This is a genomic window from Streptomyces sp. NPDC002868 (assembly GCF_055563295.1).
Map to the genome: position 1 here is coordinate 814,546 of NZ_JBVHDR010000001.1, position 23,901 is coordinate 838,446.

The 23,901-nt window shown below is 67.8% G+C and carries 18 protein-coding genes; 6 read left to right on the forward strand and 12 right to left on the reverse strand.

Features of this window, described 5'->3' with window-relative positions; translation table 11 throughout:
- Positions 1 to 6: 6 nt before the first annotated feature.
- On the reverse strand, positions 7 to 264 hold the full coding sequence (locus tag ACZ3H8_RS03840; RefSeq protein ID WP_467396955.1) for a hypothetical protein: 258 nt from the start codon (positions 262 to 264) through the stop codon (positions 7 to 9).
- Positions 265 to 683: 419 nt separating this feature from the next.
- Positions 684 to 1,745: an ATP-dependent DNA ligase gene (locus tag ACZ3H8_RS03845; RefSeq protein WP_467396957.1), complete on the reverse strand. Its 1,062-nt coding sequence runs from the start codon at positions 1,743 to 1,745 to the stop codon at positions 684 to 686.
- A gap of 55 nt (positions 1,746 to 1,800) precedes the next feature.
- Between ACZ3H8_RS03845 and ligD the strand changes: the two genes are divergently transcribed.
- Positions 1,801 to 2,814: a non-homologous end-joining DNA ligase gene (gene ligD / locus ACZ3H8_RS03850; protein ID WP_467396960.1), complete on the forward strand. Its 1,014-nt coding sequence runs from the start codon at positions 1,801 to 1,803 to the stop codon at positions 2,812 to 2,814.
- 66 nt (positions 2,815 to 2,880) lie between these two features.
- Here the strand turns inward: ligD and ACZ3H8_RS03855 are convergent, their stop codons facing one another.
- Positions 2,881 to 5,025, reverse strand: coding sequence for an OmpL47-type beta-barrel domain-containing protein (locus ACZ3H8_RS03855; protein WP_467397948.1), 2,145 nt, complete (start codon positions 5,023 to 5,025; stop codon positions 2,881 to 2,883).
- A 56-nt stretch (positions 5,026 to 5,081) separates the two neighbouring features.
- Positions 5,082 to 7,565 carry a ThuA domain-containing protein gene (locus tag ACZ3H8_RS03860; RefSeq protein WP_467396962.1) on the reverse strand — a complete coding sequence of 828 codons (2,484 nt, stop codon included), beginning with the start codon at positions 7,563 to 7,565 and terminating at the stop codon, positions 5,082 to 5,084.
- Positions 7,566 to 7,762: 197 nt separating this feature from the next.
- Between ACZ3H8_RS03860 and ACZ3H8_RS03865 the strand changes: the two genes are divergently transcribed.
- Positions 7,763 to 8,758: a multicopper oxidase domain-containing protein gene (locus tag ACZ3H8_RS03865; protein WP_467396964.1), complete on the forward strand. Its 996-nt coding sequence runs from the start codon at positions 7,763 to 7,765 to the stop codon at positions 8,756 to 8,758.
- Between the two features lie 64 nt (positions 8,759 to 8,822).
- Here the strand turns inward: ACZ3H8_RS03865 and ACZ3H8_RS03870 are convergent, their stop codons facing one another.
- The 3 genes from ACZ3H8_RS03870 to ACZ3H8_RS03880 all read right to left on the reverse strand — a co-directional run bounded on the left by ACZ3H8_RS03870 (position 8,823) and on the right by ACZ3H8_RS03880 (position 12,449).
- Complete coding sequence (locus ACZ3H8_RS03870; protein WP_467396967.1) at positions 8,823 to 10,004, reverse strand: acyltransferase family protein; 1,182 nt, start codon at positions 10,002 to 10,004, stop codon at positions 8,823 to 8,825.
- Positions 10,005 to 10,148: 144 nt separating this feature from the next.
- The gene (gene rfbB, locus ACZ3H8_RS03875) at positions 10,149 to 11,132 is read right to left on the reverse strand and encodes a dTDP-glucose 4,6-dehydratase (protein ID WP_467396969.1); all 984 of its coding nucleotides are present in this window, start codon (positions 11,130 to 11,132) and stop codon (positions 10,149 to 10,151) included.
- A gap of 99 nt (positions 11,133 to 11,231) precedes the next feature.
- Entirely contained in the window at positions 11,232 to 12,449 is a 1,218-nt protein-coding gene (locus tag ACZ3H8_RS03880) for a methyltransferase domain-containing protein (protein ID WP_467396972.1), read from the reverse strand.
- 165 nt (positions 12,450 to 12,614) lie between these two features.
- Between ACZ3H8_RS03880 and rfbA the strand changes: the two genes are divergently transcribed.
- Positions 12,615 to 13,493, forward strand: coding sequence for a glucose-1-phosphate thymidylyltransferase RfbA (gene rfbA / locus ACZ3H8_RS03885; RefSeq protein WP_398982279.1), 879 nt, complete (start codon positions 12,615 to 12,617; stop codon positions 13,491 to 13,493).
- 115 nt (positions 13,494 to 13,608) lie between these two features.
- Here rfbA and ACZ3H8_RS03890 read toward each other — a convergent pair whose 3' ends face one another.
- A complete protein-coding gene (locus ACZ3H8_RS03890; protein WP_467396975.1) occupies positions 13,609 to 14,706 on the reverse strand; it encodes a winged helix DNA-binding domain-containing protein in 1,098 nt (365 codons plus the stop codon).
- 280 nt (positions 14,707 to 14,986) lie between these two features.
- Between ACZ3H8_RS03890 and ACZ3H8_RS03895 the strand changes: the two genes are divergently transcribed.
- The 3 genes from ACZ3H8_RS03895 (at position 14,987) to ACZ3H8_RS03905 (ending at position 17,869) form a co-directional block, all read left to right on the forward strand.
- A complete protein-coding gene (locus ACZ3H8_RS03895) occupies positions 14,987 to 15,604 on the forward strand; it encodes a dTDP-4-dehydrorhamnose 3,5-epimerase family protein (protein ID WP_467396978.1) in 618 nt (205 codons plus the stop codon).
- A gap of 74 nt (positions 15,605 to 15,678) precedes the next feature.
- Positions 15,679 to 16,830 carry a nucleotide disphospho-sugar-binding domain-containing protein gene (locus ACZ3H8_RS03900; protein WP_467396980.1) on the forward strand — a complete coding sequence of 384 codons (1,152 nt, stop codon included), beginning with the start codon at positions 15,679 to 15,681 and terminating at the stop codon, positions 16,828 to 16,830.
- 61 nt (positions 16,831 to 16,891) lie between these two features.
- Positions 16,892 to 17,869 carry an NAD-dependent epimerase/dehydratase family protein gene (locus ACZ3H8_RS03905; RefSeq protein WP_467396983.1) on the forward strand — a complete coding sequence of 326 codons (978 nt, stop codon included), beginning with the start codon at positions 16,892 to 16,894 and terminating at the stop codon, positions 17,867 to 17,869.
- Positions 17,870 to 17,955: 86 nt separating this feature from the next.
- Here the strand turns inward: ACZ3H8_RS03905 and ACZ3H8_RS03910 are convergent, their stop codons facing one another.
- The 4 genes from ACZ3H8_RS03910 to ACZ3H8_RS03925 all read right to left on the reverse strand — a co-directional run bounded on the left by ACZ3H8_RS03910 (position 17,956) and on the right by ACZ3H8_RS03925 (position 23,844).
- A complete protein-coding gene (locus tag ACZ3H8_RS03910; RefSeq protein ID WP_467396985.1) occupies positions 17,956 to 18,687 on the reverse strand; it encodes a class I SAM-dependent methyltransferase in 732 nt (243 codons plus the stop codon).
- Complete coding sequence (locus ACZ3H8_RS03915) at positions 18,687 to 21,197, reverse strand: cytochrome P450 (RefSeq protein ID WP_467396988.1); 2,511 nt, start codon at positions 21,195 to 21,197, stop codon at positions 18,687 to 18,689. Before ACZ3H8_RS03915 ends, ACZ3H8_RS03910 begins: the two co-directional genes overlap by 1 nt.
- Positions 21,198 to 21,219: 22 nt before the next feature.
- Entirely contained in the window at positions 21,220 to 22,689 is a 1,470-nt protein-coding gene (locus ACZ3H8_RS03920) for an alpha/beta fold hydrolase (RefSeq protein ID WP_467396990.1), read from the reverse strand.
- A 114-nt stretch (positions 22,690 to 22,803) separates the two neighbouring features.
- On the reverse strand, positions 22,804 to 23,844 hold the full coding sequence (locus tag ACZ3H8_RS03925) for a ketoacyl-ACP synthase III family protein (protein ID WP_467396992.1): 1,041 nt from the start codon (positions 23,842 to 23,844) through the stop codon (positions 22,804 to 22,806).
- Between the last annotated feature and the right edge of the window lie 57 nt (positions 23,845 to 23,901).

Here is a 23,901-nt window from a genome sequence, read left to right on the forward strand (position 1 = left end):
GCCCGGTCAGTGGACGCGCCCCGGCTTGAGGATCAGCAGCGGGTTGTAGGCGGCCAGCACCTTGTTGGCCAGGGCCAGCGCGGACAGCGCGTGCTCGCGGTCCGTCCGGTCCTCGGCGCACAGCGGGCCGCGGAACTGGTACACCTCACGTGCGGCGCACTCGGCGTCGATCTCCGCCTGCAGGACGTGCATCGGCATGCAGGACCCGATCAGCGCGGCGACGCGATCAGGGATCGGTACGGGGATCAGGGGCGACGCGGTCACGTGTAGTTCCTTCTCTGCTTCTGTGTCGGGCGCCGGCGGTCGGCGGCCACCCCTCCATACGTACCGGACGAGGTCGGGTAAGTGCTGAGGTCCCGTCAACTCACCGTCCACGAGCCGCGAACGGGAGCCGACCATGCGGGTACGCAAGGATCTGAAGAGGGCGAAACAGCGCGGCGATCTCGCCGACCGCGTCCCGGTCGACATCGTCAGGGACAGCGGCGCCGGCCGCCTCCGGCAGCACCGCCGACATACCTTACGCGAACGCGGGCCAGGCCCCCGAATCGGCCGTCCCGATGCGCAAGGACGGTGACGGACGGTGGCGGCCCGTCACTGCTGCCGCATGCGCGGCCGACGTGACTCCGGTCGACGAACTTCCACGCTGGGCGGTGAGTTGCCCCCGACGACGGACCCTGGTCACCTCAGGGAGCCAGTACCTCTGAGAGGTCGTACCGCACCGGCTCCTCCAGCTGCGCATAGGTGCAGTCGGCGGGCTCGCGGTCCGGACGCCAGCGGCGGAACTGGGCGGTGTGCCGGAACCGGTCGCCCTCCATGTGGTCGTATGCCACCTCGACCACCCGCTCGGGCCGCAACGCCACCCACGACAGATCCTTCTTGCCCGTCCAGCGGCTCTGCGCGCCGGGCAGCCGGGCGCTCTCATGGGCGGTCTCGTCCGTCCACGCCGCCCAGGGATGTCCGGCGGGGGGATCCATCCGCAGCGGTTCCAGCTCCTCGAGCAGCTCCTTGCGCCGCTTCATGGAGAAGGCGGCGCAGACGCCGACGTGCTGGAGCGCGCCCGAGCCGTCGTACAGGCCGAGGAGCAGCGAGCCGACGACGGGTCCGCTCTTGTGGAAGCGGTAGCCGGCGACGACGGCGTCCGCCGTGCGTTCGTGCTTGATCTTGAACATCAGACGGGCATCGGGCCGGTACGGCAGGTCCAGTGGCTTGGCGATGATCCCGTCGAGTCCCGCGCCCTCGTACCGCTCGAACCACTCCTGCGCCAGCGCGGCGTCGGTGGTGGCGGGCGCGAGATGCACGGGCGCCCGCGCGCCCGCGACCGCGTCGGCGAGCAGGGCACGGCGCTCGGCGAGCGGGGTGTCGAGCAGGGACTCGTCACCGAGGGCGAGCAGGTCGAAGGCGACGAAGCTGGCGGGGGTCTGCTCGGCGAGCAGCTTCACCCGGGACTCGGCCGGGTGGATGCGTTCGGTGAGCCGGTCGAAGTCGAGGCGTCCCTCGTGGGCGATGACGATCTCGCCGTCGACGACACAGCGGTCGGGAAGGTTGGCCAGCAGATCGGCGGCCAGCTCGGGGAAGTAGCGGGTGAGCGGTTTGCCGGTCCTGGAGCCGATGACCACCTCGTCGCCGTCCCGGTGGACGATCGCCCGGAAGCCGTCCCATTTCGCCTCGTACTGCATGCCCGGCGGGATCTTCTTCACGGGCTTGGCCAGCATCGGCTTCACGGGTGGCATCACGGGCAGATCCATGCTCCAGATTCTGCACGATATGCGGCATATCCGCGCTCGGCCTACCGTGGCGCACATGGGTGCAGCGGTTGAACTGGAAGCCGGCGGACGTGTCGTAAGGCTGTCCAGTCCGGACAAGGTCTACTTTCCCGAGCGTGGTTTCACCAAGCTGGACGTGGCCCGCTACTACCTGGTCGTGGGGGAGGGGATCATCCGCGCCCTGCGCAACCGTCCCACCACCCTCGAGCGCTACCCCGACGGCGTCGGCGGCGAGTCCTTCTTCCAGAAGCGCGCCCCCAAGAACCTCCCCGACTGGATCCCCACGGCCCATATCTCCTTCCCCAGCGGACGCTCGGCCGACGAGATCTGCCCCACCGAGGTCGCCGCCGTGATCTGGGCGGCGAACCTCGGCTGTCTGACCTTCCACCCCTGGCCGGTACGGAGGGACGGCGTCGACCACCCCGACGAACTGCGCATCGACCTGGACCCGCAGCCCGGCACCGACTTCGCCGACGCGGTCAGGGCCGCGCACGAGCTGCGCGTCATCCTCGACGAGCATGGACTGCGCGGCTGGCCCAAGACCTCGGGCGGCCGTGGTCTCCATGTGTTCGTGCCGATCGAACCGCGTTGGGATTTCACCCGGGTACGGCGCGCGGCCATCGCCGTCGGCCGCGAACTGGAACGGCGCATGGAGGGCAGGGTGACCACCGCCTGGTGGAAGGAGGAGCGCGGCGCGCGGATCTTCGTCGACTACAACCAGACCGCCCGCGACCGCACCATCGCCTCCGCCTACTCCGTACGCCCCCGCCCGCACGCGCCCGTCTCGGCGCCACTGCGCTGGGACGAGATCGACGACGTCTCGCCGCTCGACTTCGACATCGCCACCATGCCCGTGCGCTATGCCGAACTGGGCGATGTGCACGCGGACATGGACGACCACGCCTTCTCCCTGGGCAGCCTCCTGGAGCTGGCCACGAAAGACGAGCGCGACCACGGTCTGGGCGACCTGCCGTACCCGCCGGACTATCCCAAGATGCCGGGCGAGCCGAAGCGGGTGCAGCCGAGCCGCGCGAAGAAGCCCCCCTCCTAGGCGCGGGAAGGGGGCCTTCGTCGGTCAAGGTCCGGCAGGTCCGGCAACGACCGGCAAGGTCCGGTGCTAGAGCTCCTTGACCCGGATGTCGCGGTACGAGATCACATCCGTCGTGCCGTGGACCTGGAGTCCGATGTAGCCGGAGGCGTACCGCCGGCCGTCCGTGCCCGGATCGTCGCCGCGCGGCGGGATGAACTCCTGGCCGCCGGTGTTGTCGAACTCATTGATCAGGACGCCGTTTCGGTAGACCGAGTAGTGCTGGTCGACCACCCGGATCTCGTAGTCGTTCCAGGTGCCCTTGGGCGTCACGCCCGCACCGCCCAGCCCCACCCGGTCGAAACCGTAGATCGAGCCGGTCTTGTACATGTCGCCGTCCGGCCGATCCAGAACCTGCACCTCGTGGCCGTACTTGATGGCGACCCACTCCGGACGCGGCTCCTCCGGGTTGTTGTGGACGTACGGGAAGCGCACAAAGACGCCGCTGTTGGCGTTGCCGGAGCCCGGCGCGTCGTCCCGCCACTGGAGCTTCAGCGAGAAGTCCCCGTACTGCCGCTGCGGGAACCACAGCATGCCCAGGCCACCCTTGGTGGTGCCGCTGGTAATCGAACCGTCGGCGCCCAGTCCGAACGACCCGCCGCCCACATGCTGCCACTTGCCGAAGGACGCCTGCGTACCGTCGAACAGATGGCGGTAGCCGTTGTTCTGGCCCGGCTTGCCGATGCCCGACTGCTTGGCCGCCCGGTAGATCTTCTTGTGCTCGCGCTGGTCGATGACGCCGTCCGCGAGGAGCTTGTCGAGCACCTTGTCCACGTGCTTGAGGAACAGCGCGTGCGAGGACCAGTCCTTCTCGTCCTCGATCAGCTCGTTGATGGTGCAGCGGCTGCGCGTGATGCGGTTGGGCACACCCGTGTCGACCGTGCCGACGATCACCGTCAACCGTTCGTCGAACTCCGGGCAGTTGGGCGCCGGCACCCCGCCGCCCTCCGCGATCGTGAACGACACCTTCTGAGCCTCGGAAGTGTTACCCGCCTTGTCGGTCGCCCGGTGCAGCACGGTGTGGAAGCCCACCCGGTCGACGATGACGGGAGAGGTGTACGCGAGGTACGGGCCGCCGTCGAGGGAGTACTCGACCTTGTCGACCCCCGAGTCCGCGTCGGTCGCGGTGAGCGTCACTTTGGCGCTGGTGATGAACGCGCCGTCGGAGTTCTTCTCACCGCTCACCGCGGCCGAGGTCACCGGCGGGGTCTTGTCCTCGGCGGGCGGCGTGACGACCGTGAAGTCCACGGCCTTCTCCGCGGCCGCGTTCCCGGCCTTGTCGGTCGCCTTGTAGCGGACCTTGTGCGTGCCCGCCTCGTGCACCATCACCGGTGCGGTGTACGGCTGCCAGGCGCCGGCCGCACCGATTGCGTACTCAATGCTGTTGACGCCCGAGCCGGTGTCGGATGCGGTCACGGTGACCGTGGCCATCCCCAGATACTGGCCCTGCTCGTTCTTCTCGCCGCTGACCGTAGCCGAGGTCTCCGGCGGTGTCTTGTCGTCGGTCGGCGGGGCGACGACCGTGAAGTCGACCGACTTCTCCGCGGCGACGTTCCCCGCCTTGTCACCGGCCCGGTAGCGGATCTTGTGCGTGCCGACCTCGTTGACCACCACCGGCGCGGTGTACGGCTGCCAGGGGCCGTCAGCCCCGACCGCGTACTCGATCTTGTCCACGCCCGATCCCGCATCGGTCGCCGACACGGTCACTGTGGCCTGGCCGACGTATGCGCCCTCGGCGTTCTTGTCGCCGTCGACCTTCGCGGTCGTGTCGGGCGCGGTGGTGTCCTCGCCGCCGCCTTCGGTGACGTTCAGGATCCCCTGCATGGAGCCGTGGCCGGGGATGGTGCAGTGGAAGCGGTACCGGCCGGGGGCCAGCGTGACCTCGGCGGTGTGCCTGCCGCCCTGGTCGTCACCGGGATTGGCGAGGATGTTCAGCGGTACGTCGTTGTTGTACTCGGGATCGGAGACGTCGAAGGTCAGCGTGTGCGGCATACCGGTGGTGTTACCGGTCGCCTTGCTGTTCTCGAACACGATCGTCGTCCTGCCCGCCACCGCGGTGGTGGGGAAGGAGAGATAGCGCTCGGTCGGATCGCCGGCCGTCCAGGTGAGGACCTGGTCGGCGACCCGGTCGTCGCTCTGGCCGTACGCGACCGCGGACGTCAGCCCCAGGACCATGGTCACGGCGGCCAGCAGGGCCGTCCAGAAGCTCGCCGTTCTGTGTCTCAGGTGTCTCACTGCGCTGCCTTCCGTGCCAGCTTGTCGGCCGACGGCGTGGGCTCGCCGCCCTTGTACGTCACATGCCACAGCGCCGACCTGGAGTCGGAGGTGAAGAATCCGCGCCCGTAGTCCAGGACGTAGAGCGAGCCGTCCGGCGCGAACTTCCAGTCCATGAGGTTGCGAATGCCGCTTGCGCCCACCGGGATGATCTTCTTCAGCGATTCGGCGTGCACCGGGATGCCGCCCTTGCCCACGGTCTTCGGGTCGGTCAGCACCGCGTGCCGCGGCTGGTCGCCGTCGTAGAAGTCACCGACGAACCACTTGCCGTCCCAGTACGAAGGCCACTTGTCCTTGCTGGTGCCGGCCGCGTCGTAGCGGTAGACCGGACCGTTCATGGTCGCCTGGCCGCCGCCCCTGAGCCACGGCATCAGGATCTTCTGCTCCTCCACCTTGTAGCTCGGGATGCCGTTGGCGTCGCGCGGATAGTCCACGCCGCCGCCCTGCGGCGAGTACCAGATGGTGTTGGAGGTGATCGGCGGGAGATTCACCAGGCCGTCGTTGTTGGGCGACTCGTTCTTCGGGGCGTCGCAGTTGTACCAGCCGAGCGGCTTGCTCGGATCGGGCAGATTGCGGTCGCGGTAGGGCTGCTTGTTGCCCATGCAGTACGGCCAGCCGTGGTTGCCCGGCTTGGTGATGGCGGCGAAGGTGTCGTACTTCGCCGGACCCCAGGTCGTCGACGGCGCGCCGGCGTCCGGGCCGACCCAGCCCGCGTAGAGGATGTCCGTCGACTTGTCGATGAAGATACGTGCCGGGTTGCGCACGCCCATCACATAGATCTCGCCGCGGGTCTTGCCGCCGCCCTCGTCCGGTTCCCGGCCCGTGAAGAGGTTGCCTGCCGGGAGCGTGTACGTTCCGTCGTCCTCGGGGTGGATCCGCAGGATCTTGCCGTTGAGGTTGTTGGTGTTGCCCGCGGTGCGGCGGGCGTCCGCGAAGGACACGCCCTTGAAGTTCGGCTCCGGGTTGTTGCCGGAGTAGCCGCCGCTGAAACCGGAGGAGTTGTTGTCACCGGTGGCGATGTAGAGATTCTGCTGCGAGTCCCAGGCCATACCGCCGCCCGCGTGGCAGCAACTGTGTATCTGCACCGGCCACTTGAGCAGTACCTTCTCGCTCGCCAGGTCCAGCTTGTCGGTGGCCAGGTCGAGCGTGAAGCGGGAGACGTGGCGCTCGGCCATATGCGTGTCACGGTTGATCCGGGAGTGCGGCGTGTAGTGCAGATACACCCAGCCGTTGGTCATGAAGCCGGGATCCAGCTCGATGCCGAGCAGGCCCTCCTCGACCTTGATCAGCTCATCGCCGCCGCCCTTGTTGCCGAAGATCGTGAGGGCTCCGGCGAGGGTGACCTTCTTGGTCTTCGGGTCGTAGACGTGGATCTCGCCCTGGCCCTTGCCCATGTCGGGGTTGTTCCAGTCGGTCACGACGGGCTTGCTGGAGTCGGCGCCGCCGCGCCCGATGTAGAGCACCCGGCCGTCGGGAGCGGTGACCAGGCCGTGCGGCTCGCCGATCTGGTCGTTCTGCCCCGGCTGGTTGGGCTGGGTGACGCGCTCGGCGGTGTAGTTGGCGTTGATGGTGGCCTTGCAGTCGGCGCGCGAGAGGCGGGTGGTCCAGGCGATGGCGCCGCGCAGATGGTCGCGGAAGTCGGTCTCGGCAAAGCTGTCGACCGTACCGCCCATGCCGGTGTAGAAGGAGCGGCCGCCGTCGTAGTCACGGCACCAGGAGACGGGATGGTCCCAGCCGTTGGCGCCGACGCCGGGCTTGTACGAGTTCTCCTTGACGCGGGCCACGGTGTGCACGCTGCCGGACGGGTTGGCCGCCCAGTTGAACCACTTGTCGGGTCGCTTCCACTGCAGCGGAAGCGACTTGGTGGCCGGATGCTGACGGTCGCCGACCTCGACCGTCGCGCGCTGGACCGCGCTCGGGGCGCCGGCCGGCCGGGCGCCGATCAGCCCGGTGAACCAGTCGGAGTACGGCTCGGTGCGCGCCGCGTCATGGATGCCCAGGAAACCTCCACCGGCCTCCAGATACGTCTCGAGCCCGGCTTCCTGCTCCGGGTCGAGCACATCGCCGCCGCCCGTCAGGAAGACGATCGCGTTGTACCTGCCGAGCTTGGTGGCATTGGTGAACATGGAGGCGTCGTCGGTGGCTTCGGTCTTGAACCGGCCTGCGGCCGGACCGGTCTGCCCGATGGTCTCGATCGCCGCGATACCCGCGTTGACGGTCGGCGACTCCTCGGTGGCGGAGGCGTGGAAGACGAGGACCCGTACATTCTGGCCGCCGGGAGGCGACGGCAGGGACAACGTTGTCGAAGGCGGTTCCGGATAGGGCCTGGCCGCGGCGACATCGCCGCCGCCGAGCAGGGACACGGTCAGTGCGCCGACCCCAAGGGCCGCCGCCAGTCCGCTTCTTCGGGATCTCGACCTGTGATGTGGTGCGCGCTGCATGTGGTCACGTACCCCTCTTTGGTCACAACAACAGCCTTGGAAACTAGACCCCTTTTCGCGGTTCGCCAATAGGTAAGACCGCAATGGCACGAACTTTGTCCTGGGTGTGGATAAACGAAGATCCCCCGGCTACCGTGTGCTCGTCCCCGGGGTCACTTGCGCCCCGTCAATCTCCGTACAGAACTGGGGAGTTCGGCATGGACAGACGGAGCTTCAACCGGCGACTGCTCGCGGGGAGCGCGGTCGCGGCGACGGGTGTGACATCGTTGTCGCTGGCTTCGGCCCCGAGCGCGACCGGCGCCGTGTCGGCGGCGGGCGCACCGAAGACTGCCCCGGCCGGCGGCCGGATACGCCATCTCAAGCTGTACGCGGAGAAGTTGCCGGATGGTCAGATGGGCTACGGCCTGGAGAAGGGCAAGGCGTCGATCCCCGGCCCGCTGATCGAACTGATCGAAGGCGACACCCTGCACATCGACTTCGAGAACGCGATGGACATGCCGGTGAGCCTGCACGCCCACGGCGTGGACTACGACATCGCCAACGACGGCACCAAGCTGAGCAAGAGCCATGTCGAACCCGGCGCCACCCGCACGTACACCTGGCGCACCCACACTCCGGGCAAGCGCGCGGACGGCACCTGGCGAGCGGGCAGCGCGGGCTACTGGCACTACCACGACCACGTGGTGGGCACGGACCACGGCACGGGAGGCATCCGTAAGGGCCTCTACGGCCCGGTGGTGGTCCGCAGGAAGGGTGACATCCTCCCGGACAAGCAGTTCACCATCGTCTTCAACGACATGACGATCAACAACAAGCCGGCGAACGCCAGCCCCAACTTCCGGGCCACGGTGGGGGATCGAGTCGAGATCATCATGATCACGCACGGCGAGTACTACCACACGTTCCATATGCACGGTCACCGCTGGGCGGACAACAGGACGGGCCTGCTGGACGGCCCGGCCGACGTCAGCCGCGTGATCGACAACAAGATCACGGGCCCGGCGGACTCGTTCGGCTTCCAGATCATCGCGGGCGAGCACGTGGGTGCGGGGGCGTGGATGTATCACTGCCACGTCCAGAGTCACTCGGACATGGGGATGGCGGGGCTGTTTCTGGTGGCGAAGCCGGACGGGACGATCCCGGGGTACGAGCCGCATCATCCGGATCGCGCGGCGGCCGCCCACGACCACTAGTACTCCAGCCGGAAAACGTCTGCCTACTCTCGGCTCTTCCGGATCGGCCGCCGCGCAGCTCCGGTCACCGGCCGATCCCCACGTCCGCGCGCGGCGAGGACCTTGCAGACGCGGCGGGTCGGGACCAGCGGCGCACCGCGGGGCGCTCGACGAGCCGATAGAGCAACCACGCCAGGAGCAAGGTGATCCCCACGGTCAGGCCCGCGTCGACCAAGGCCCGGGAGACCGTCGACTGGGCCATCCAGCCGCCGGCTCCGGCCATGTTCATCGGGCCGTACAGAATGACCAGCCAGTGCACCATGTACAGGGCGAAGGAGATTTCGCCGAGGAAAATCATGGTCCGGTTGCGGAAGAGCGTACGGTGGCCTCGCACATCGGCGGTGGCGCCGGCGGCGATGAGCAGGGCGATGAAGAACGCAATCGCGGATGTCTGGCTGTACATCTCCGGCAGCAGCCCGGCGGTGACGACGAAGCTCGCCCCTGCCAGCAGTATGGCCGGGACGAGCGGTAGTCCGATCCAGCGCCCACTGAGCACGATCCGCGCCGTCAGCATCCCCAGCATGAATTCCAGCATCCTGCTGATGGGGAAATAGTAGGTGAACCACAATGGCCACCATGGCACGTCGGTGTTCGTCATCATCGGCGCTTGAGGCAGCAACAGCGCGGCGAACGGCAGCGCGCAGATCAGTAGTGCGACACCGCCCATCCACAGCCACAGCCGCTCGGCACGGATCTTCTTCAGCAGCGGGAGCAGCGCGGGGAAAGCCAGGTAGAACAACAGCTCGCAAGCGAGCGACCAGGTGGGGGCGTTGGAGGCGTAGTTGAGCACGACCTCCTGGTCGGGAATCCAGCTCTGCACGAGGAACAGGGTGGGGACGGTGTTGGCCGTCGTCACCGCGTGGCCGCCGATGAGCATCAAAGCCAGGGCAGCGCCCAGGGTGACCAGGTGGTTCGGATAGATCTTCACCAGGCGGCGGCGCCAGAAGAGTCTGCCGGTGTCACCGGGCCGCGCCGCCCAGGTCAGCACAAATCCGCTGAGGACGAAGAAGAAGACCACTCCGGTGGGCCCCAACGCGTAGAAGTAGGGCTCGGTCCAGCTGAGCCAGGGCTTCTGCACGCGAGGTACCAGGACGATCCCTATATGGCAGATCAGCACCATGAAGGCGGCTATGAATCGCATCCCGGTGAGCGAGCGCAGCCTGGATGACGATGTGTCGGGCACTACGGGAACGGACGGTGCCGACATGGCGCCTCCATGGGTTTTGCGTCGAGAGAATGACCATGCACCGGGCCGGACCCGGCATATCGTGAAAATGGAGCGGCCCGCTTGAGAAAATCTCGCGGGCGCCTGAGGTGCGGGTGGCTGAAACCTGGGCCCCGGCGCTCCGGGTCAGGTCAGTACCGCGTCTGCGAGCAGCGGTTCCCACCAGAACCGGTTGGTCCTGTACCAGGTCACCGTCTCGGCCAGGCCGGTCGTGAGGTCGACCGTGGGGTGGTAGCCGAGTTCCTCGGTGATGCGGGTGTGGTCCACGCAGTAGCGGCGGTCGTGGCCTTTGCGGTCCTCGACGTACCGGATCTGGTCCCAGTCCGCGTCGCAGGCGCGCACGATCAGGTCGACCAGGTCCCGGTTGGACATCAGGGTGCCGCCGCCGATGTTGTAGGCCTCGCCGGCGCGGCCCCGCGTTCTGACCAGCTCGACGGCGCGGACGTGGTCCTCCACATGCAGCCAGTCCCTTATGTTGCCGCCGTCGCCGTACAGCGGGGCCTCCTGGCCGTCCAGCAGCCGGGTGGCGAACAGCGGGATCAGTTTTTCCGGGAACTGGTACGGGCCGTAGTTGTTGGAGCACCGGGTGACACGGACATCCAGGCCATGGGTCCGGTGCTGGGACAGGGCGAGCATGTCCCCGGCCGCCTTGGAGGCCGCGTAGGGGGTGTTCGGCTGAAGTGGGGAGCTCTCGGTCCAGGATCCGCTCTCGATGGAGCCGTAGACCTCGTCGGTGGAGATGTACAGGAAAGGACCGACTTCATGGCGCAGGGCGGCGTCGAGCAGATTCTGCGTCCCCACCACGTTGGTCCGTACGAAGCCGGCCGCGTCGCGGATGGACCGGTCGACGTGGGACTCGGCCGCGAAGTGCACCACCTGGTCGTGATCGGCCATCAGCGCGTCGACCAGCTTCACATCACAGATGTCTCCGTGTACGAACGTGAGGCTGGGATGGCCCGCGACCGGGGCGAGATTGGCCCGGTTGCCCGCGTACGTCAGGGCGTCCAGGACGGTGACGGTCACATCCCCCGGTCCGCCGGGGCCCAGCAGGGTGCGCACGTAATGGGAGCCGATGAAGCCCGCTCCGCCCGTGACGAGCACTCTGGTCATGGCAGCATCACGCTTTCGTGAGGTGTCCCGCGGTGGGCGGGCTGTGCCGGATCGTGTTCCGCCGCGGCCGACGGCCGCGACTGAACACCGGGCTGCTGATCAGATGGCACGTACGTCCGGGACATAGAGAATCCACTTGCCGCCTTGCTCACGGAAAGCCTTCTCCCGCGCGATGATCTCCTCCGCGTGGTTCCACGCGAAGAGGAGGACGTATTCGGGATACGGGGCGGAGAACTCCTCGAGCGGCCTGATGGGAATGTGCGTACCCGGTGAGAGCCGCCCCTGCTTCGCGGCGGTCGAGTCGAAGATCGCAGGTACGAGATCGGGGCCGATACCGCAGTAGTTCGTGACGGTCGCGCTCTTCGCCGTCGCCCCGTAGGCGGCGACGGTGTGCCCGGCGTCGCGCAGCTGGTGCAGAAGCGTCGTCAGGTCCTCGCAGTTCCGCTTCACCTGCATGCCGAACCGTTCGAGGATTGTGGTGTCGGTGAGCTGGCGATTTTGCTCATCGGCGATCAGTTCCGCGACGGCGGCGCTCGGCTCGCGGCGTCCCTGACGGGCGATGGTGTAGCGCACTTCACCGCCGTGGACCGGGAGACGCTCGACATCGACGAGATCGAATCCGAACCGTCGGGCCGTCGCCCGTACCGACGACGCGGAGAACAGATAGAAATGCTCGTCGTAGATCTGGTCGAAGCTGGCGCGTTCCACGATGTCGCCGAGGTACGGGTCCTCGAACACGAAAACACCGTCGGGCGCGAGAAGCGCGTCGATTCCGCGGAACACCGAGTCCACATAGGGAATGTGGCAGATCGTGTTCGCCGCGTAGATGACGTCGGCCGGCCCTTCTGCGGCCTTGATCTCGGTTGCCGTGGACTCCTGGAAGAAGTCGAAGCGTACGCAGATGCCCTTGGCGGCGGCCAGTTCGACGACGTCACGAGAGGGGTCGACGCCCAGGTGGCGGATGCCGCTGTCGGCGATGGTCTTGAGCATGACGCCGTCGTTGCAACCGATTTCGACCACGAAGGGATCGCTGCCGCGGCATTCCGTCTCCATCAGCCGGCGGGCGGTCGTGGTGAAATGCTCGCGCATCACCGAGGACATCGACGAGTGGTACGGATAGTCCTCGCGGAACATGCGCTCCCGCGGTACTTCCTCCATGAGCTGCACCATGGTGCATTCGTTGCAGACGCCGACCGCGAGGCGGTAGAAGAATTCCTCAGAATTGTCCTGAGGCCAGCGGAATGCGTCGGACAGCGGTTGGCGGCCGAAGTCGAAGAACTCTGTGACTGGGCCCCGGCAGGCACGGCAAGTCGTCATGTTCACACGCTATGGACGCCTCCTCGAACGGAGCTAGACGGGCACTTGAGATAGCGGCGGGCGGCACCTCCGCGTATTCGAGCCGGTGTTGAGAAGGGCTCGAATACCGCCTGGCTTAGTTGCCAACGCGCAGGTCCATTGGATTCGGAGAGTGGGAGTGACCCGGTGAAGGGGATCATACTGGCGGGTGGATCCGGAACTCGGCTCCGGCCGCTGACACTTGCAGTCTCCAAACAGTTGCTGCCCGTCGGCGACAAGCCCATGATCTACTATCCGCTCAGTGTGCTCATGCTCACCGGCATCAGAGACATATTGATCATTTCCACGCCGGTCGACCTTCCGCAGTTCGAGCGACTGCTGGGCGACGGTTCCCAGTTGGGGCTGCGGATCGAGTACAGCGCACAGGCCCAGCCCAACGGGCTGCCGGAAGCCTTCATCATCGGTGCCGATCACATCGGTGACGACTCGGTCGCCCTCATCCTTGGCGACAACATCTTTCACGGCCATCACTTCTATTCCGTCCTCTCGGAGTACAGCCGGGACGTGAACGGATGTGTCCTCTTCGGCTATCCGGTGCAGGATCCGGAACGATACGGCGTGGGAGAGGTCGGTCCCGACGGGAAGCTGGTGTCCATCGAGGAGAAGCCGGCGAAGCCGCGCTCCAACACCGCGATCACCGGGCTCTACTTCTACGACAACGCCGTGGTGGACGTGGCCAAGAACCTGAAGCCCTCTGCCCGCGGTGAGCTCGAGATCACCGATGTGAACCGCTGGTATGTGGAGCGGGGCACGGCCCGGCTCGTGAACCTCGGCCGGGGCTTCGCATGGCTGGACACCGGCACCCCCGCTTCCCTGCTGCAGGCCGGACAGTACGTCGGCACGCTGGAGGAGCGGCAGGGCGTACGCATCGCCTGCGTCGAAGAGGTCGCCCTGCGCATGGGCTACATCGACACCGAGGACTGCTACCGGCTCGGAGCCCAGCTCGGCAAGTCGGGCTACGGTGAGTACGTCATGGCCATCGCACAGGAACTCGCCGCGGTCTGAGGCGCGGGCCGCCACGCCCCCGGTCGCCCACCGGGCGGATCCTGAGTGTGACGTGGCGGCCGTACGACCACCGGCTGCACGGGGCCGCGCATCTGTCGCTGTCCCCGCAGCCCGGTCAGGGCGTGTCGTTGACCGGGCGGTACCGGATGTCGTAGTGGTCGGCGTCCTCGGCGGCGAACCGCAGCAGGCGGGCGCCCTCATCGGTCACCGCCTCCTCCTCGTTCGCGCTCAGGGGCGAGAAGAGCTTCACGGTCAGGACCGCCGTGCCCTTGTCCCGCTTGATTCCCCACAGAGCGCTGACGAAGCCGTCCACGATCACCGCTGCCTCGACGATGATGTGCCTGCGCTGGGAGTCGGTCATCATCCGCGTCCGGTCGGCATGGCCGAGCACCACATTGTCCAGCGCGGCGAGGAAACGGACGGGCGCGGTCGTGTCCGGGTCGGGGCGCGGAGCCTCCGGGAGGTCGAACAGCTCCTCGCCCGCCTCACCCTGGAACACGCGCAACTCCGGCCGCAGCGCCTCGACCACTTCGCGCAGCCGGGTCATGCCGCTCCACGCCTGGACGTCCTTCACCGTGGCAGGACCGAACCCCGCGAGGTAGCGCAGGACCAGGTCGCGCGGCGAGGGCTCGGCGGCCAGCGGGCGGCCGAGCCACTGGTCGGCAAGCAGGAACGGCGTCGTACCGCGTCGCCCCCACGTACCGTCCGGCGGCGGATGCACCACCGGCAGCAGTCCCTGCACCGACCTGGCCAGCGCGACCGGGTCTCGTCCCGGCCACCGCTCCACCAGGGCCCGGCCCAGCTCGGGCCTGGTGACTGTGGAGTCGCCGAGCACCGTCCGTGCGGCGTCGGCGAGTTCGGTGAGGTCCAGCCCGGTGGTGAAGCTGCCGAAGCCGCCCTTCTGCCAGCGGTCCAGCATCGGCTGCAGCAGAGGCCGCAGCCACAGATAGTCCTCCGCCGTGACCAGGTGCTGGGTGCCGCGGAACAGTGTCGCCCGTACCACCATCCGCTCGTGCAGCAGCTTCGTCAGATCGTCGATGCGGAAGTCCGTGATCCTGCTCCACAGCCCGATGTATGGCGGGTCTGGGTCTTGTGCCTGCAGTCCGGCCACGCGCTCGATCACGGCTGGAGCTGACAAGTCCGTACGCCGCAACAGCAGTTGACGTTCCAGCGTCGCCCGGTTGAGGCTCCGGCGGGTGAGTAGTTCTGCCATGGTGTCCCTTCACCTGGACTTCCTGGGCATGACATCGACGGGGGTGAACAACGCCCCGTAAGTGGCCCAAGTTAGTCCCCATCCCGGTCAGATACTGACCGCGATCGCCGGCGCAGCGCCGAGCCCCCGCACACCGCGGCAGCTTGCAGCGGACCTGTAGCCAGGTTCGAGGTACCCGCCGCAAAGTCCAGTCGGACGACCCGGCCGCCGGCCCGCCGCCGGGCCGGAAGCACGACGATCGGCGCACGATCATCGATGCTCGGCAAAGGAGGGAAGAGAGTTGGAGTCGCGAGAACTCAAGGTCGCCGGTGCCCTGGCCTTCACCCCGCAGGTGTTCCAGGACTCCCGTGGCCTGTTCGTGTCGCCGTTCCAGGAGGAGGCGTTCGTCGAAGCGACCGGGCGGCCGCTCTTCGCAGTGTCCCAGACCAGCTACAGCAGATCGAGGCGCGGCGTCGTGCGCGGTGTGCATTTCACGCGTACCCCGCCCGGCATGGCGAAATATGTGTACTGCGCACAGGGGCAGGCCCTCGACATCGTGGTGGACATCAGGGTGGGCTCACCCACCTTCGGGCAGTGGGATGCCGTCATTCTCGATCCGGTGGATTTCCGCGCACTGTACTTCCCGGTCGGGGTGGGGCACGCCTTCGTCGCTTTGACGGACGACACCGTCATGTCCTACACGCTCTCCCGAAGCTACGTTGCGGAGAACGAGCTGGCGCTGTCCGTTTTCGACCCCGAGCTCGATCTGCCACTGCCCGACGGCATCCGCCCCCTCGTTTCCGATCGCGACCGAGTGGCCCCCTCGCTCGCGCAGGCCCGGGCGAGCGGACTGCTGCCGGACCACGCCCAGTGCATGGAGATCGAGCGGGCACTCGCACCGCGCCGCACCACTCCCTGACCGCCAGGCCGCAACAGGCGTCGGACCCAGCCGGATTCGAGCGATATTCCGGCCCGTCTTCATAGCTTCGCGGCATGAAGATACTGGTGGCCACGGGTCCTGCCCACCCGCTGTACTACCCGATCGTCCCCCTCGCCTGGGCGCTGCGCGCGGCAGGCCACGAGGTGCTCGTTGCGGCTCCCGAGAGCTTCGAGGGACCCGTCCGCGGTTCCGGCCTGCCCATGGCGCCCATTTGCGGGCCCCTCGACATGGGCGAGGTGATGTCGAAGGACCGGACGGGCGGACGGGTCCAGGTGCCCGACACCGACGAGGAGATGGCCGAGGGCATCGGCCGCGGATTCGGCCGGCTGGCCGCGCGCACCCTCCAGGGCATGAGCGACCTCGTGGCGGGGTGGCGCCCCGACCTGATCGTCGCCGAGTCCTACTCGTACGCTGCCGCCGCGGCGGCAGCGGCGCTCCACGACATCCCCTGGGTGAAGCACGTTGTGGGCCCCGGTGATCTGCCGGTCGTGCCCTGGGTCGCCGCCGAGCTGGAGCCGGAGCTGAAGGAGCTGGGGCTCGCCGAGCTGCCGGCACCGGACCTGATCCTCGACAACTGTCCGCCCATGCTGGGTGATCCCACACCCGGCGCCCAGCCGATCAGGTACGTGTCGTACGGCGAGCCGGGCACCGTACCCGAGTGGGCCCTGCGGCCCCGCACCCGGCCCAGGCTGCTGATCACGCTGGGCTCCGTCCAGCCGCAGATCGGCGGCGCCCCGATGCTGGGGCAGATCGTGCGCTCGCTGGGGTCGCTGGACGCGGAACTGGTCGTCGCGGTGGCGGACCACCTCGTCGAACAGCTCGGGACCCTGCCGGATTCGGTTGTCGCCACCGGCTGGCTGTCGCTGACCTCCGTGCTTCCGGGCTGCGACGCGGCCGTCCACCACGGCGGGCCGGGGACCATGATGGCCTGCCTCTCCCAGGGGCTGCCCCAGGTGGTGGTCCCGGGACGCGGCAAGCCGCTCGACGCGATCCGGCGCCTTGCCGATCTGGGTGCGGTGCGCCATCTTCCGCCCGCGGAGCTGAGCCCCGAGTCGATGCTGGAAGCCGTCGGCGCTCTGCTGGACGACCCCGGCTACCGCAAGCAGGCACAGGGCGTTGCTGACCACATCGCGCGACAGCCGTCGCCCGGTGAGACGGTGTCGGTGCTCGTGGACCTGGTGACAAAGCGCCAGTCGGCCGCCTAGCCGGAGAACCGACGGCCGGGCAGGCACCGGGCCCCTGGCCCCGACGACGTGGAGAGGCAGGATGAGCACACAGGACGGGCCGAGCGGTCGGCAGCGGGTGGCGGTTCTCGGCGGCACCGGGTGGGTCGGGCGGCACATCTGTGCCGCCGCCTCCGCCCGGGGCCATGACATCGTCGTAGTGGCCCGCCACCCCGCTCCGCACGTCTCGGCCCATACCTTCGTTCCTCTCGATCTTGCGCACGCCACCACGGAGGAGATCACGGCCCTGCTGCGGGCCGAGCGGATCGGTGTGGTGGTCAACTCGACCGACGCGGCGAACGCGACCGACGGCTGGGCCAAGTCGGAACGGGACATGGCCACCGTCAATGTCGGCCTGGTACGCCGACTGCTCGCGGGCATGTCCGCGCTGCCCTGGCGCTCCCGCATCGTGCACATCGGAACGATGCACGAGTACGGGGAGGTGGCCGAGGGCACCGCCATGGACGAGACCATCACCCCGCGTCCCGCCACTCCGTACACCAAGACCAAGCTGGCCGGATCGCAGGCCGTGCTGGACGCCGTCCGGAGCGGCCTGGTCGACGGCTTGGTCCTGCGGGCGGCGAACGTCAGCGGACCGCATCCTTCGCCGGCAAGCTTCCCCGGAAAGCTCGTCGGAATGCTGCGTCAGGCTGTCGCCTCCGGGCAGCGCATGCCGGTGGTCATCACCCAAGCCAGGCGGGACTTCGTGGACGTCCGCGATGTCGCGGAGGCGGTCGTCAAGGCCGTCGAGACGTCGGTGAGCGGCAGGGTGCTCAACATCGGCAGCGGCGTGGCCGTGGACATGCGCACGCTGGTGCGGCTGTTCGTCACCGCCGCCGGACATACCGCCGACATGATCGACGAGGAGATCCGGCACGTCCCGAGCCTCGGGGGCACCTGGACCCGGGCCGACATCCGGCTCGCCGGGCAACTGCTCGACTGGCAGCCCCGCATCGGTCTCGAAGAGTCGCTCGGCACCATGTGGTCAACAGCGGCTGCCGGGGACCGTCTGGAAGCCTGAGACAGCACAGCGCCCGCGGCCATACGCAGATGCAAGAAACCTCTGTCGGGCCCGGTCCACAGGACCGGGCCCGACAGAGGTTTTCGTTACTTCAGTACGCCGACGAACAGACCGCAGCCGAAGCGGCCTCCGTCGATGTACTCGACCGAGCAGCCGGCGCGCTCGAAGGCGGTCTCGTACTGCTCCCTGGTGAAGAGATGCATCCGGTGGACATCGGTGAAGTGCCGTATCCCGGCGTCCTTGCGGGCGTCGATGTAGTGGACGATGATCGGCACCTGGTCGCCGTGCCGCTCCGAGTGGGAGACGCGCACCGTGACCCGGTCGTCCGTCCGGACGAGATCGTCCGCGATGTAACCCGGCAGGAATGCCTCCGGGAAGTACCAGGGCTCGATCACGATCACGCCACCGGGATTCAGGTGGCGCGCCAGGCTCGAGAGAGTGTTGTCCAGCTCGACCGCCGATCCCACGTAACCGATCGAGCTGAACATGCAGGAGATGGCGTCGTAGCTGCGGTCGAGCGTGAAGTTCTGCATGTCACCCTGGTGCACCGGGACATCGGGCATGCTCTGCCCGGCCTTGGCGATCATGTGCTCCGAGAGCTCCAGCCCCTCCACGGTGCCGAAGTGCTGCTTGAAGAACACCAGATGACCGCCGGTCCCGCAGGCGACGTCGAGGAGGGATGAGGCATCCGGCTTCCGGGCCTGGACGAGCGCGGTCACATCGGCCGACTCGGCGGCGTAGTCCTTGCCACGGCCGGCGTAGATGAGTTCGTAGAGCTCGGCCAGGCCGGATCCGTACGCCTCCATTTCGCCGCCCATCACTCGTCCCAGGTGACGGGCAGTTCGCGTACCCCGTAGACGATGGCGCCCTCCTTACGGGGAATGTCCTCGAGCGGCTTGGCGAGCCTGAGTGTGGGAATGCGGCGGAACAGCGTCGTCCAGGCGATCTGCATCTCCAGCCTCGCCAGCTCGGCGCCGATGCAGTGGTGCGCCCCGTGACCGAATCCGACCTGCTTTCGGCTGCCCCGGCTCAGGATGAGCTTCTCCGGCTCGGGAAAGACCTCCGGGTCCCGGTTTGCAGTGAGCAGCAGGCACAGGATGCCGTCGCCGGCCGGGATGACCGTGCCGTCGATCTCGATGTCCTCGAGTGCGACGCGCGGTACACCGATGTCCCCGATGGTCACCACGCGCAGCAGTTCCTCGGTCGCCGGCCCGATCATCGTCTCCGGATCGGCCAGCAGCTCCGCCAGCTGGTCGGGGTTGTCGAGCAGACAGGCGGTGCCGAAGGAGAGCATGCTCCCCGTGGTCTCGTGTCCGCCGTTCATCAGCATCCGGACCATGTTGACCAGGTCCCGCCGGGTGTAGTCCTCGTCCGACTTGCGGTACTCCGCGATGATGGTGCTGATCAGATCCTCGCCCGGCTCGGTCTCCTTGAGCGCGACCAGCTTCTCCACATAGGCGTTGACCTCGACGATCGCCGCCACCCTCTGCTCCGGGGTGCTGAGGATGCCGAACATGTTGTTGCTGTGCTCGATGATGAAGTCGTGATCGTTCTGCGGGATGCCGAGCATGTCGCAGATCACGGTCGTCGGCAGGGACAGCGAGAACAAGCGGTGGAAGTCCACCGGCGGCGGCAGGGCCAGCAGCCGGTCGATGTGCTCGTCGACGATCTCCTGAATGCGTCCGCGCAGCTTCTGGACCCGCTGATAGGTGAAGGCGGCGGCGGCCTTCTGCCGGGAGATGGTGTGCTCCGGAGGGTCGTAGCCGATGAAGGAGGTCTCGGTACGGGCCTCGGGCGGCGCGACGAAGTAGAAGGGGAAGTTGGCGTGCTTGCGGGAGGCGCTGGCCCGCGGGTCGGTCAGGATGCGGCGGACGGACTCGTGTCCGGTGACCGTCCAGACACGCAGGCCCGTGTTGGCGAGCGTCACCTGAGTGACACCGTTCTCGACCATCGCCGCGTACTGCGGGGGCGGGGTGAAGGGGCCCGGACGGACGTAGGGAAACGTCTCCTGCGTTCCGGAGCCGTCCGCGGTAGTGGTCATCGTCGCTGTCTCCTCGGCTGTGCGAGTCGGATCCGTGGGCGCGGCGGACCGGGAGCCGGTCATGACGGAGCTCGCAGACCGCGCCCGTCGTCCGGTCAGTTCCGGTGTGTGCCAGTCGATGTGATGGCTGCTCATCCACGTCGGGTCGGCCTTGGCGGCCGCGTTTTTGAAGGCCCGTGAGATGAAGTAGTTGCGCACGAACCGGCCCGCCGGACCGCGGCGCATATTGCCCTCGTTGTTGTACTTGCCCTGCGCCACGATGTCTTCCACGCGCTTGCGGCGCACCGACTCGTAGGTGATGAAGGCCTGTTTGACGCTCGACGCGTCACGCAGGCACTTGGCCAGGACGACGGCGTCCTCCATGGCCACGGAGCAGCCCTGCCCGGCGGTCGGGGACACCGCGTGCGCGGCGTCGCCGATCACGATCATGTGATCCCGGTGCCAGCGTGGCACCTTCGGCAGGTCGTATGTGGGGGAGGGCGGCGCCAGATCGGGTGTGGCCGAGATGATCCGCGCTGCCGGTGTCCCGTCGGAGGCGAACAGACTCAGCAGATCCTCGCGCCAGGACAACTTCGCCTTGCGGAGCTCCGCGGCGTCGGGCTCGGTCGCGCGCGGCGGATTGGCGAACCACCACAGATCGCCGTTGGGGTGCTTGGTGTAGCTGAAGAAGCTGTTCTTTCCGAAGAACATCCGGATGACCCCGGGCGGTCCCTCGGTGGGGAATCCGCGTGCGCAGCCGAAGGCGTTCAGCACCCCGAGGTAGCGCGGTACGGGGGCGGCCGGGTCGATGATGCCGCGTACCTGCGAGCGCAGACCGTCCGCGCCGACGAGCAGGTCGCCCACGGCGTGTGTCTCGTCAGCGAACACGGCGTGGACTTTGCCGCCGCTGCTCGTGGCGTCGACGATCCGCTTTCCGTACTCGATGGGAATCTTGCGCCGAGCCGCTTCGTCGCGCAGCGCGATGTAGAGGTCCGAACGCCGGATCGTCTGAATGATGATGCCGCCGGCGGAGAGCCGGTCGGTGGGCACGTCACCGGTCAGTGGCCTGCCCGTGTGGCTGTAGAACGCTATCGCGGGGGTGTCGAATCCATTGCTCCGTACGAGGTGGCCCAGTCCGATGCTGTCGAGGGCGTCGATGCCGTTCGGCGCGATATTGACGAAGTTGCCGATGCCGTCCGCCGTCCGGTCGAAGGCTTCGTAGACGGTCGGCTCCAGGCCGGCCTTCTGCAGTGCGATCGCGACGACTGTGCCGGCGATGCCACCGCCGATGACGAGTGCGCGTGCCATGTTCCTTCCTTCACTGGTGAGATCAGGCGCTGTGGTCGGCCGGGCGCTCGGTGCCGCCGGCCCGGTCCGCAGGGATGTCCGGGCGGTGCACTGTGCTGGTGCAGACGGTGTCCTCGGGGACGATGCCGTCGACGAGGAACGCCTCGACCAGCGCGTCGACTTCGGGGTTGCCGTTCAACGCGTAGATCTCGTGCTGACCGGAGTCCGCGACGGTGATGAGCCGGTAGCCCAGCCGCGCTGCCATCGCGGCCCCGCCCTCGTAGTGATCCGTCGGGTCGCCGTCGGCGTGGACGACGAGACCGGTCGCAAGGCCCTCACCGGTCAGCCTGGCCGGCTCCTCCGGCGGGGTGAAGGCCCGGAAGGCCCCCACCCACGGCTGGGCGCGCATCACTCCGTATCCGTACGGGTAGTGCTCACGGAAGTGGCGCATGTCCTCGAAGTAGACGTCGAGGTCCTCGGGCCAGTCCTTCTCCAGCGTGACGGCGTCGAGCACGCCGCAGCGCGTGGTCCCTTCCGTTTCTGCCGGAGGCCACACCTTTTCGTCGGCGAGCCATTTCTCGATCGTCGCTTTGTCGCCGGTGCGCAGGTCCGCGACAAGATGGCCGAGCTCAGCCCACCTGGCCCGGTTCGCGGAGCGCGACCCCATCGCGCCGTCGAAAAGGGTACGGAGATAATTCCCGGCCTGCGTCGCGGTGTTGTGTGCGGCTTCCTGGACTGCCGACACCACCGCATCCGGCGAGGTGCCGAGACCGAAGAGTCCGGCACGCTCCGCCGCCCATTCCGCCCACTTCTCGACATTCGCCCGGTTGGCCCGCCCCTGCGCCATGAACTGTTCTCGCCAGGACCAGTCCGGATGTACGCAGGAATCGAGCACGCAGCGGTCCAGCCGGGAAGGGAACATACTGCCGTACACAGCTCCGACATAGGTGCCGTAGGTGTATCCGATGAAGCTGAGCCTTTCCTCGCCCAGCACCTCCCGGATCACCTCCATGTCCCTGGCGACATTCCGGGTGCTGTGGTGCCGGCGTGGCTCCCCTCCCGCGCGCTGGTTGCCCTCCTCGCGCCTGCGGAAGTCCTCGGCGATGAGCGGGAAATCGACGTCCGCGGGCCGCGAGTCGAAGGGCGCCTCCGTCGAGGTGATCTCGCCGGTCAGGGGCGTGGAACCACCCGTCCCACGCGGATCGAACCCGATGAGGTCGTAGCATTCGCCGAGCCGTGTGCGGGACAGCATCGCGGGAAACCGGCGGCCCAGCCCGAAGTACCCGCCGGGCCCGCCGTTCAGCGCCAGGAGAATTCCACGCCGTCGGCCCGGATCCTTGGCCCGTATCCGGTTGACAGCGATGGACAGACGCGGGCCGTCGGGCCGGGAGTGGTCGAGTGGAACCTCCACGAGGCACTGTTCGCTGCCGTCGCCGGAAGGTGACGGCGACCATTGGGGTTTCTGGCGGCGGAATTCCCGCAGCACATCCGCTGAGCTTTCACTGGTCCTCATGGCTGGGGACTCAACCTCCGTATCGACGGCAAAAGCAGTGAATGGTCCGGCTGACAGCGTCGGGTGGGCGCCTAGATTCCGCGTGGAAACATGCTCGATGTACAGGCATCGAGGTCAGTCCCCGATATGCCGTGAAACCGGCGGCTCGTCGACGATCTCCAGTACGGCCACCGACCAGGCGAATCCACCGCCCGCGCTGACCAGGACACAGAACTGACCGGGACTCAGCGCCCGGGCACGTACCAGAGAGGCGAGCCCGGCGAAGGGGTCTCCGGCGCCGAGGTGGCCCACTTCCGAGCCCCAGGACCAGGTGCTCCGCTCGGGCTCGATGTCCAGGACCTGGAAGAACTGGGCATCCATCTTCGGACGCCCGAGGTTCGGCAGCACGAACCAGTTGACATGGGCGGCCTTGGTGCCGGATTCGTCCAGCGCCTGGTTGAACGCGGCGCGTTGGCCCGACTGCAGCCGCTCGAGCAGGTTCGTCAGTCCGACCTCGTGCACCAGGTGGTCCCGGGACGCCGCCACACTGATCGGCGAGCGGGCGCCCAGTGGCGCCGGCGCGAAATCGTCATCGCCCCGGCCCATCCCCTCGAGCGCCGGATCGGACACCGTGACCAGGCTGCGCAGCCGCGCGAAACCGCCCGCCCGGGACAGGACGATCGCCGTCCCGCCGTCCCCGCAGACCGTTCCGGGGTCGGTGTGCCACCGGTCGAAACCCGGTAGGCAGAAGCGGTCCCCCGTGGTGATCAGCACACTGTGCGGGCCGGAGTCGGCCCGCAGCTGGGTCACAGCGAGCTCCATCGCCGCCATACCGCCGTTGGACAACTGCCCTACCTGCATGGAGAGGCAGGTGTTGCCGACGGCCTCGCGCTGTACATAGGACGCCGGTGCCCACAGGTCGTGGCCCTGGAACCAGGTGCTGGCATGCAGCACCAGCCCGATGTCGGCCGGAGCCGCACCAGCCGCCCGCAGGGCCTCTTTCGCCGCCTCGACTGCCATCTCGGGTCCCGACTGGTCTCCGACACACACCGACCGCATGCCCGTGCGCCGGATGGTCCGCCAGTCGGCCAGACCTCGTTCGGCCACCTCGGCGACCGGCATACGCCTTGGCAGATGGAGCCCGACACCCGATACGTATACGTCTGCGACTTCCACCGAGTCTCCCCCGTACGCCCACGTGGCCAAGCGGCGGCCGGTTCCCGGGAACCGGCC

Coding starts and splice junctions, on each gene's coding strand:
- ACZ3H8_RS03845 (WP_467396957.1), bottom strand. CDS start 1,745: ATGGATCTGCCCGTGATGCCACCCGTGAAGCCGATGCTGGCCAAGCCC.
- ligD (WP_467396960.1), top strand. CDS start 1,801: ATGGGTGCAGCGGTTGAACTGGAAGCCGGCGGACGTGTCGTAAGGCTG.
- ACZ3H8_RS03855 (WP_467397948.1), bottom strand. CDS start 5,025: ATGGTCCTGGGGCTGACGTCCGCGGTCGCGTACGGCCAGAGCGACGAC.
- ACZ3H8_RS03860 (WP_467396962.1), bottom strand. CDS start 7,565: ATGCAGCGCGCACCACATCACAGGTCGAGATCCCGAAGAAGCGGACTG.
- ACZ3H8_RS03865 (WP_467396964.1), top strand. CDS start 7,763: ATGGACAGACGGAGCTTCAACCGGCGACTGCTCGCGGGGAGCGCGGTC.
- ACZ3H8_RS03870 (WP_467396967.1), bottom strand. CDS start 10,004: ATGTCGGCACCGTCCGTTCCCGTAGTGCCCGACACATCGTCATCCAGG.
- rfbB (WP_467396969.1), bottom strand. CDS start 11,132: ATGACCAGAGTGCTCGTCACGGGCGGAGCGGGCTTCATCGGCTCCCAT.
- ACZ3H8_RS03880 (WP_467396972.1), bottom strand. CDS start 12,449: ATGACGACTTGCCGTGCCTGCCGGGGCCCAGTCACAGAGTTCTTCGAC.
- ACZ3H8_RS03890 (WP_467396975.1), bottom strand. CDS start 14,706: ATGGCAGAACTACTCACCCGCCGGAGCCTCAACCGGGCGACGCTGGAA.
- ACZ3H8_RS03900 (WP_467396980.1), top strand. CDS start 15,679: ATGAAGATACTGGTGGCCACGGGTCCTGCCCACCCGCTGTACTACCCG.
- ACZ3H8_RS03905 (WP_467396983.1), top strand. CDS start 16,892: ATGAGCACACAGGACGGGCCGAGCGGTCGGCAGCGGGTGGCGGTTCTC.
- ACZ3H8_RS03910 (WP_467396985.1), bottom strand. CDS start 18,687: ATGGGCGGCGAAATGGAGGCGTACGGATCCGGCCTGGCCGAGCTCTAC.
- ACZ3H8_RS03915 (WP_467396988.1), bottom strand. CDS start 21,197: ATGGCACGCGCACTCGTCATCGGCGGTGGCATCGCCGGCACAGTCGTC.
- ACZ3H8_RS03920 (WP_467396990.1), bottom strand. CDS start 22,689: ATGAGGACCAGTGAAAGCTCAGCGGATGTGCTGCGGGAATTCCGCCGC.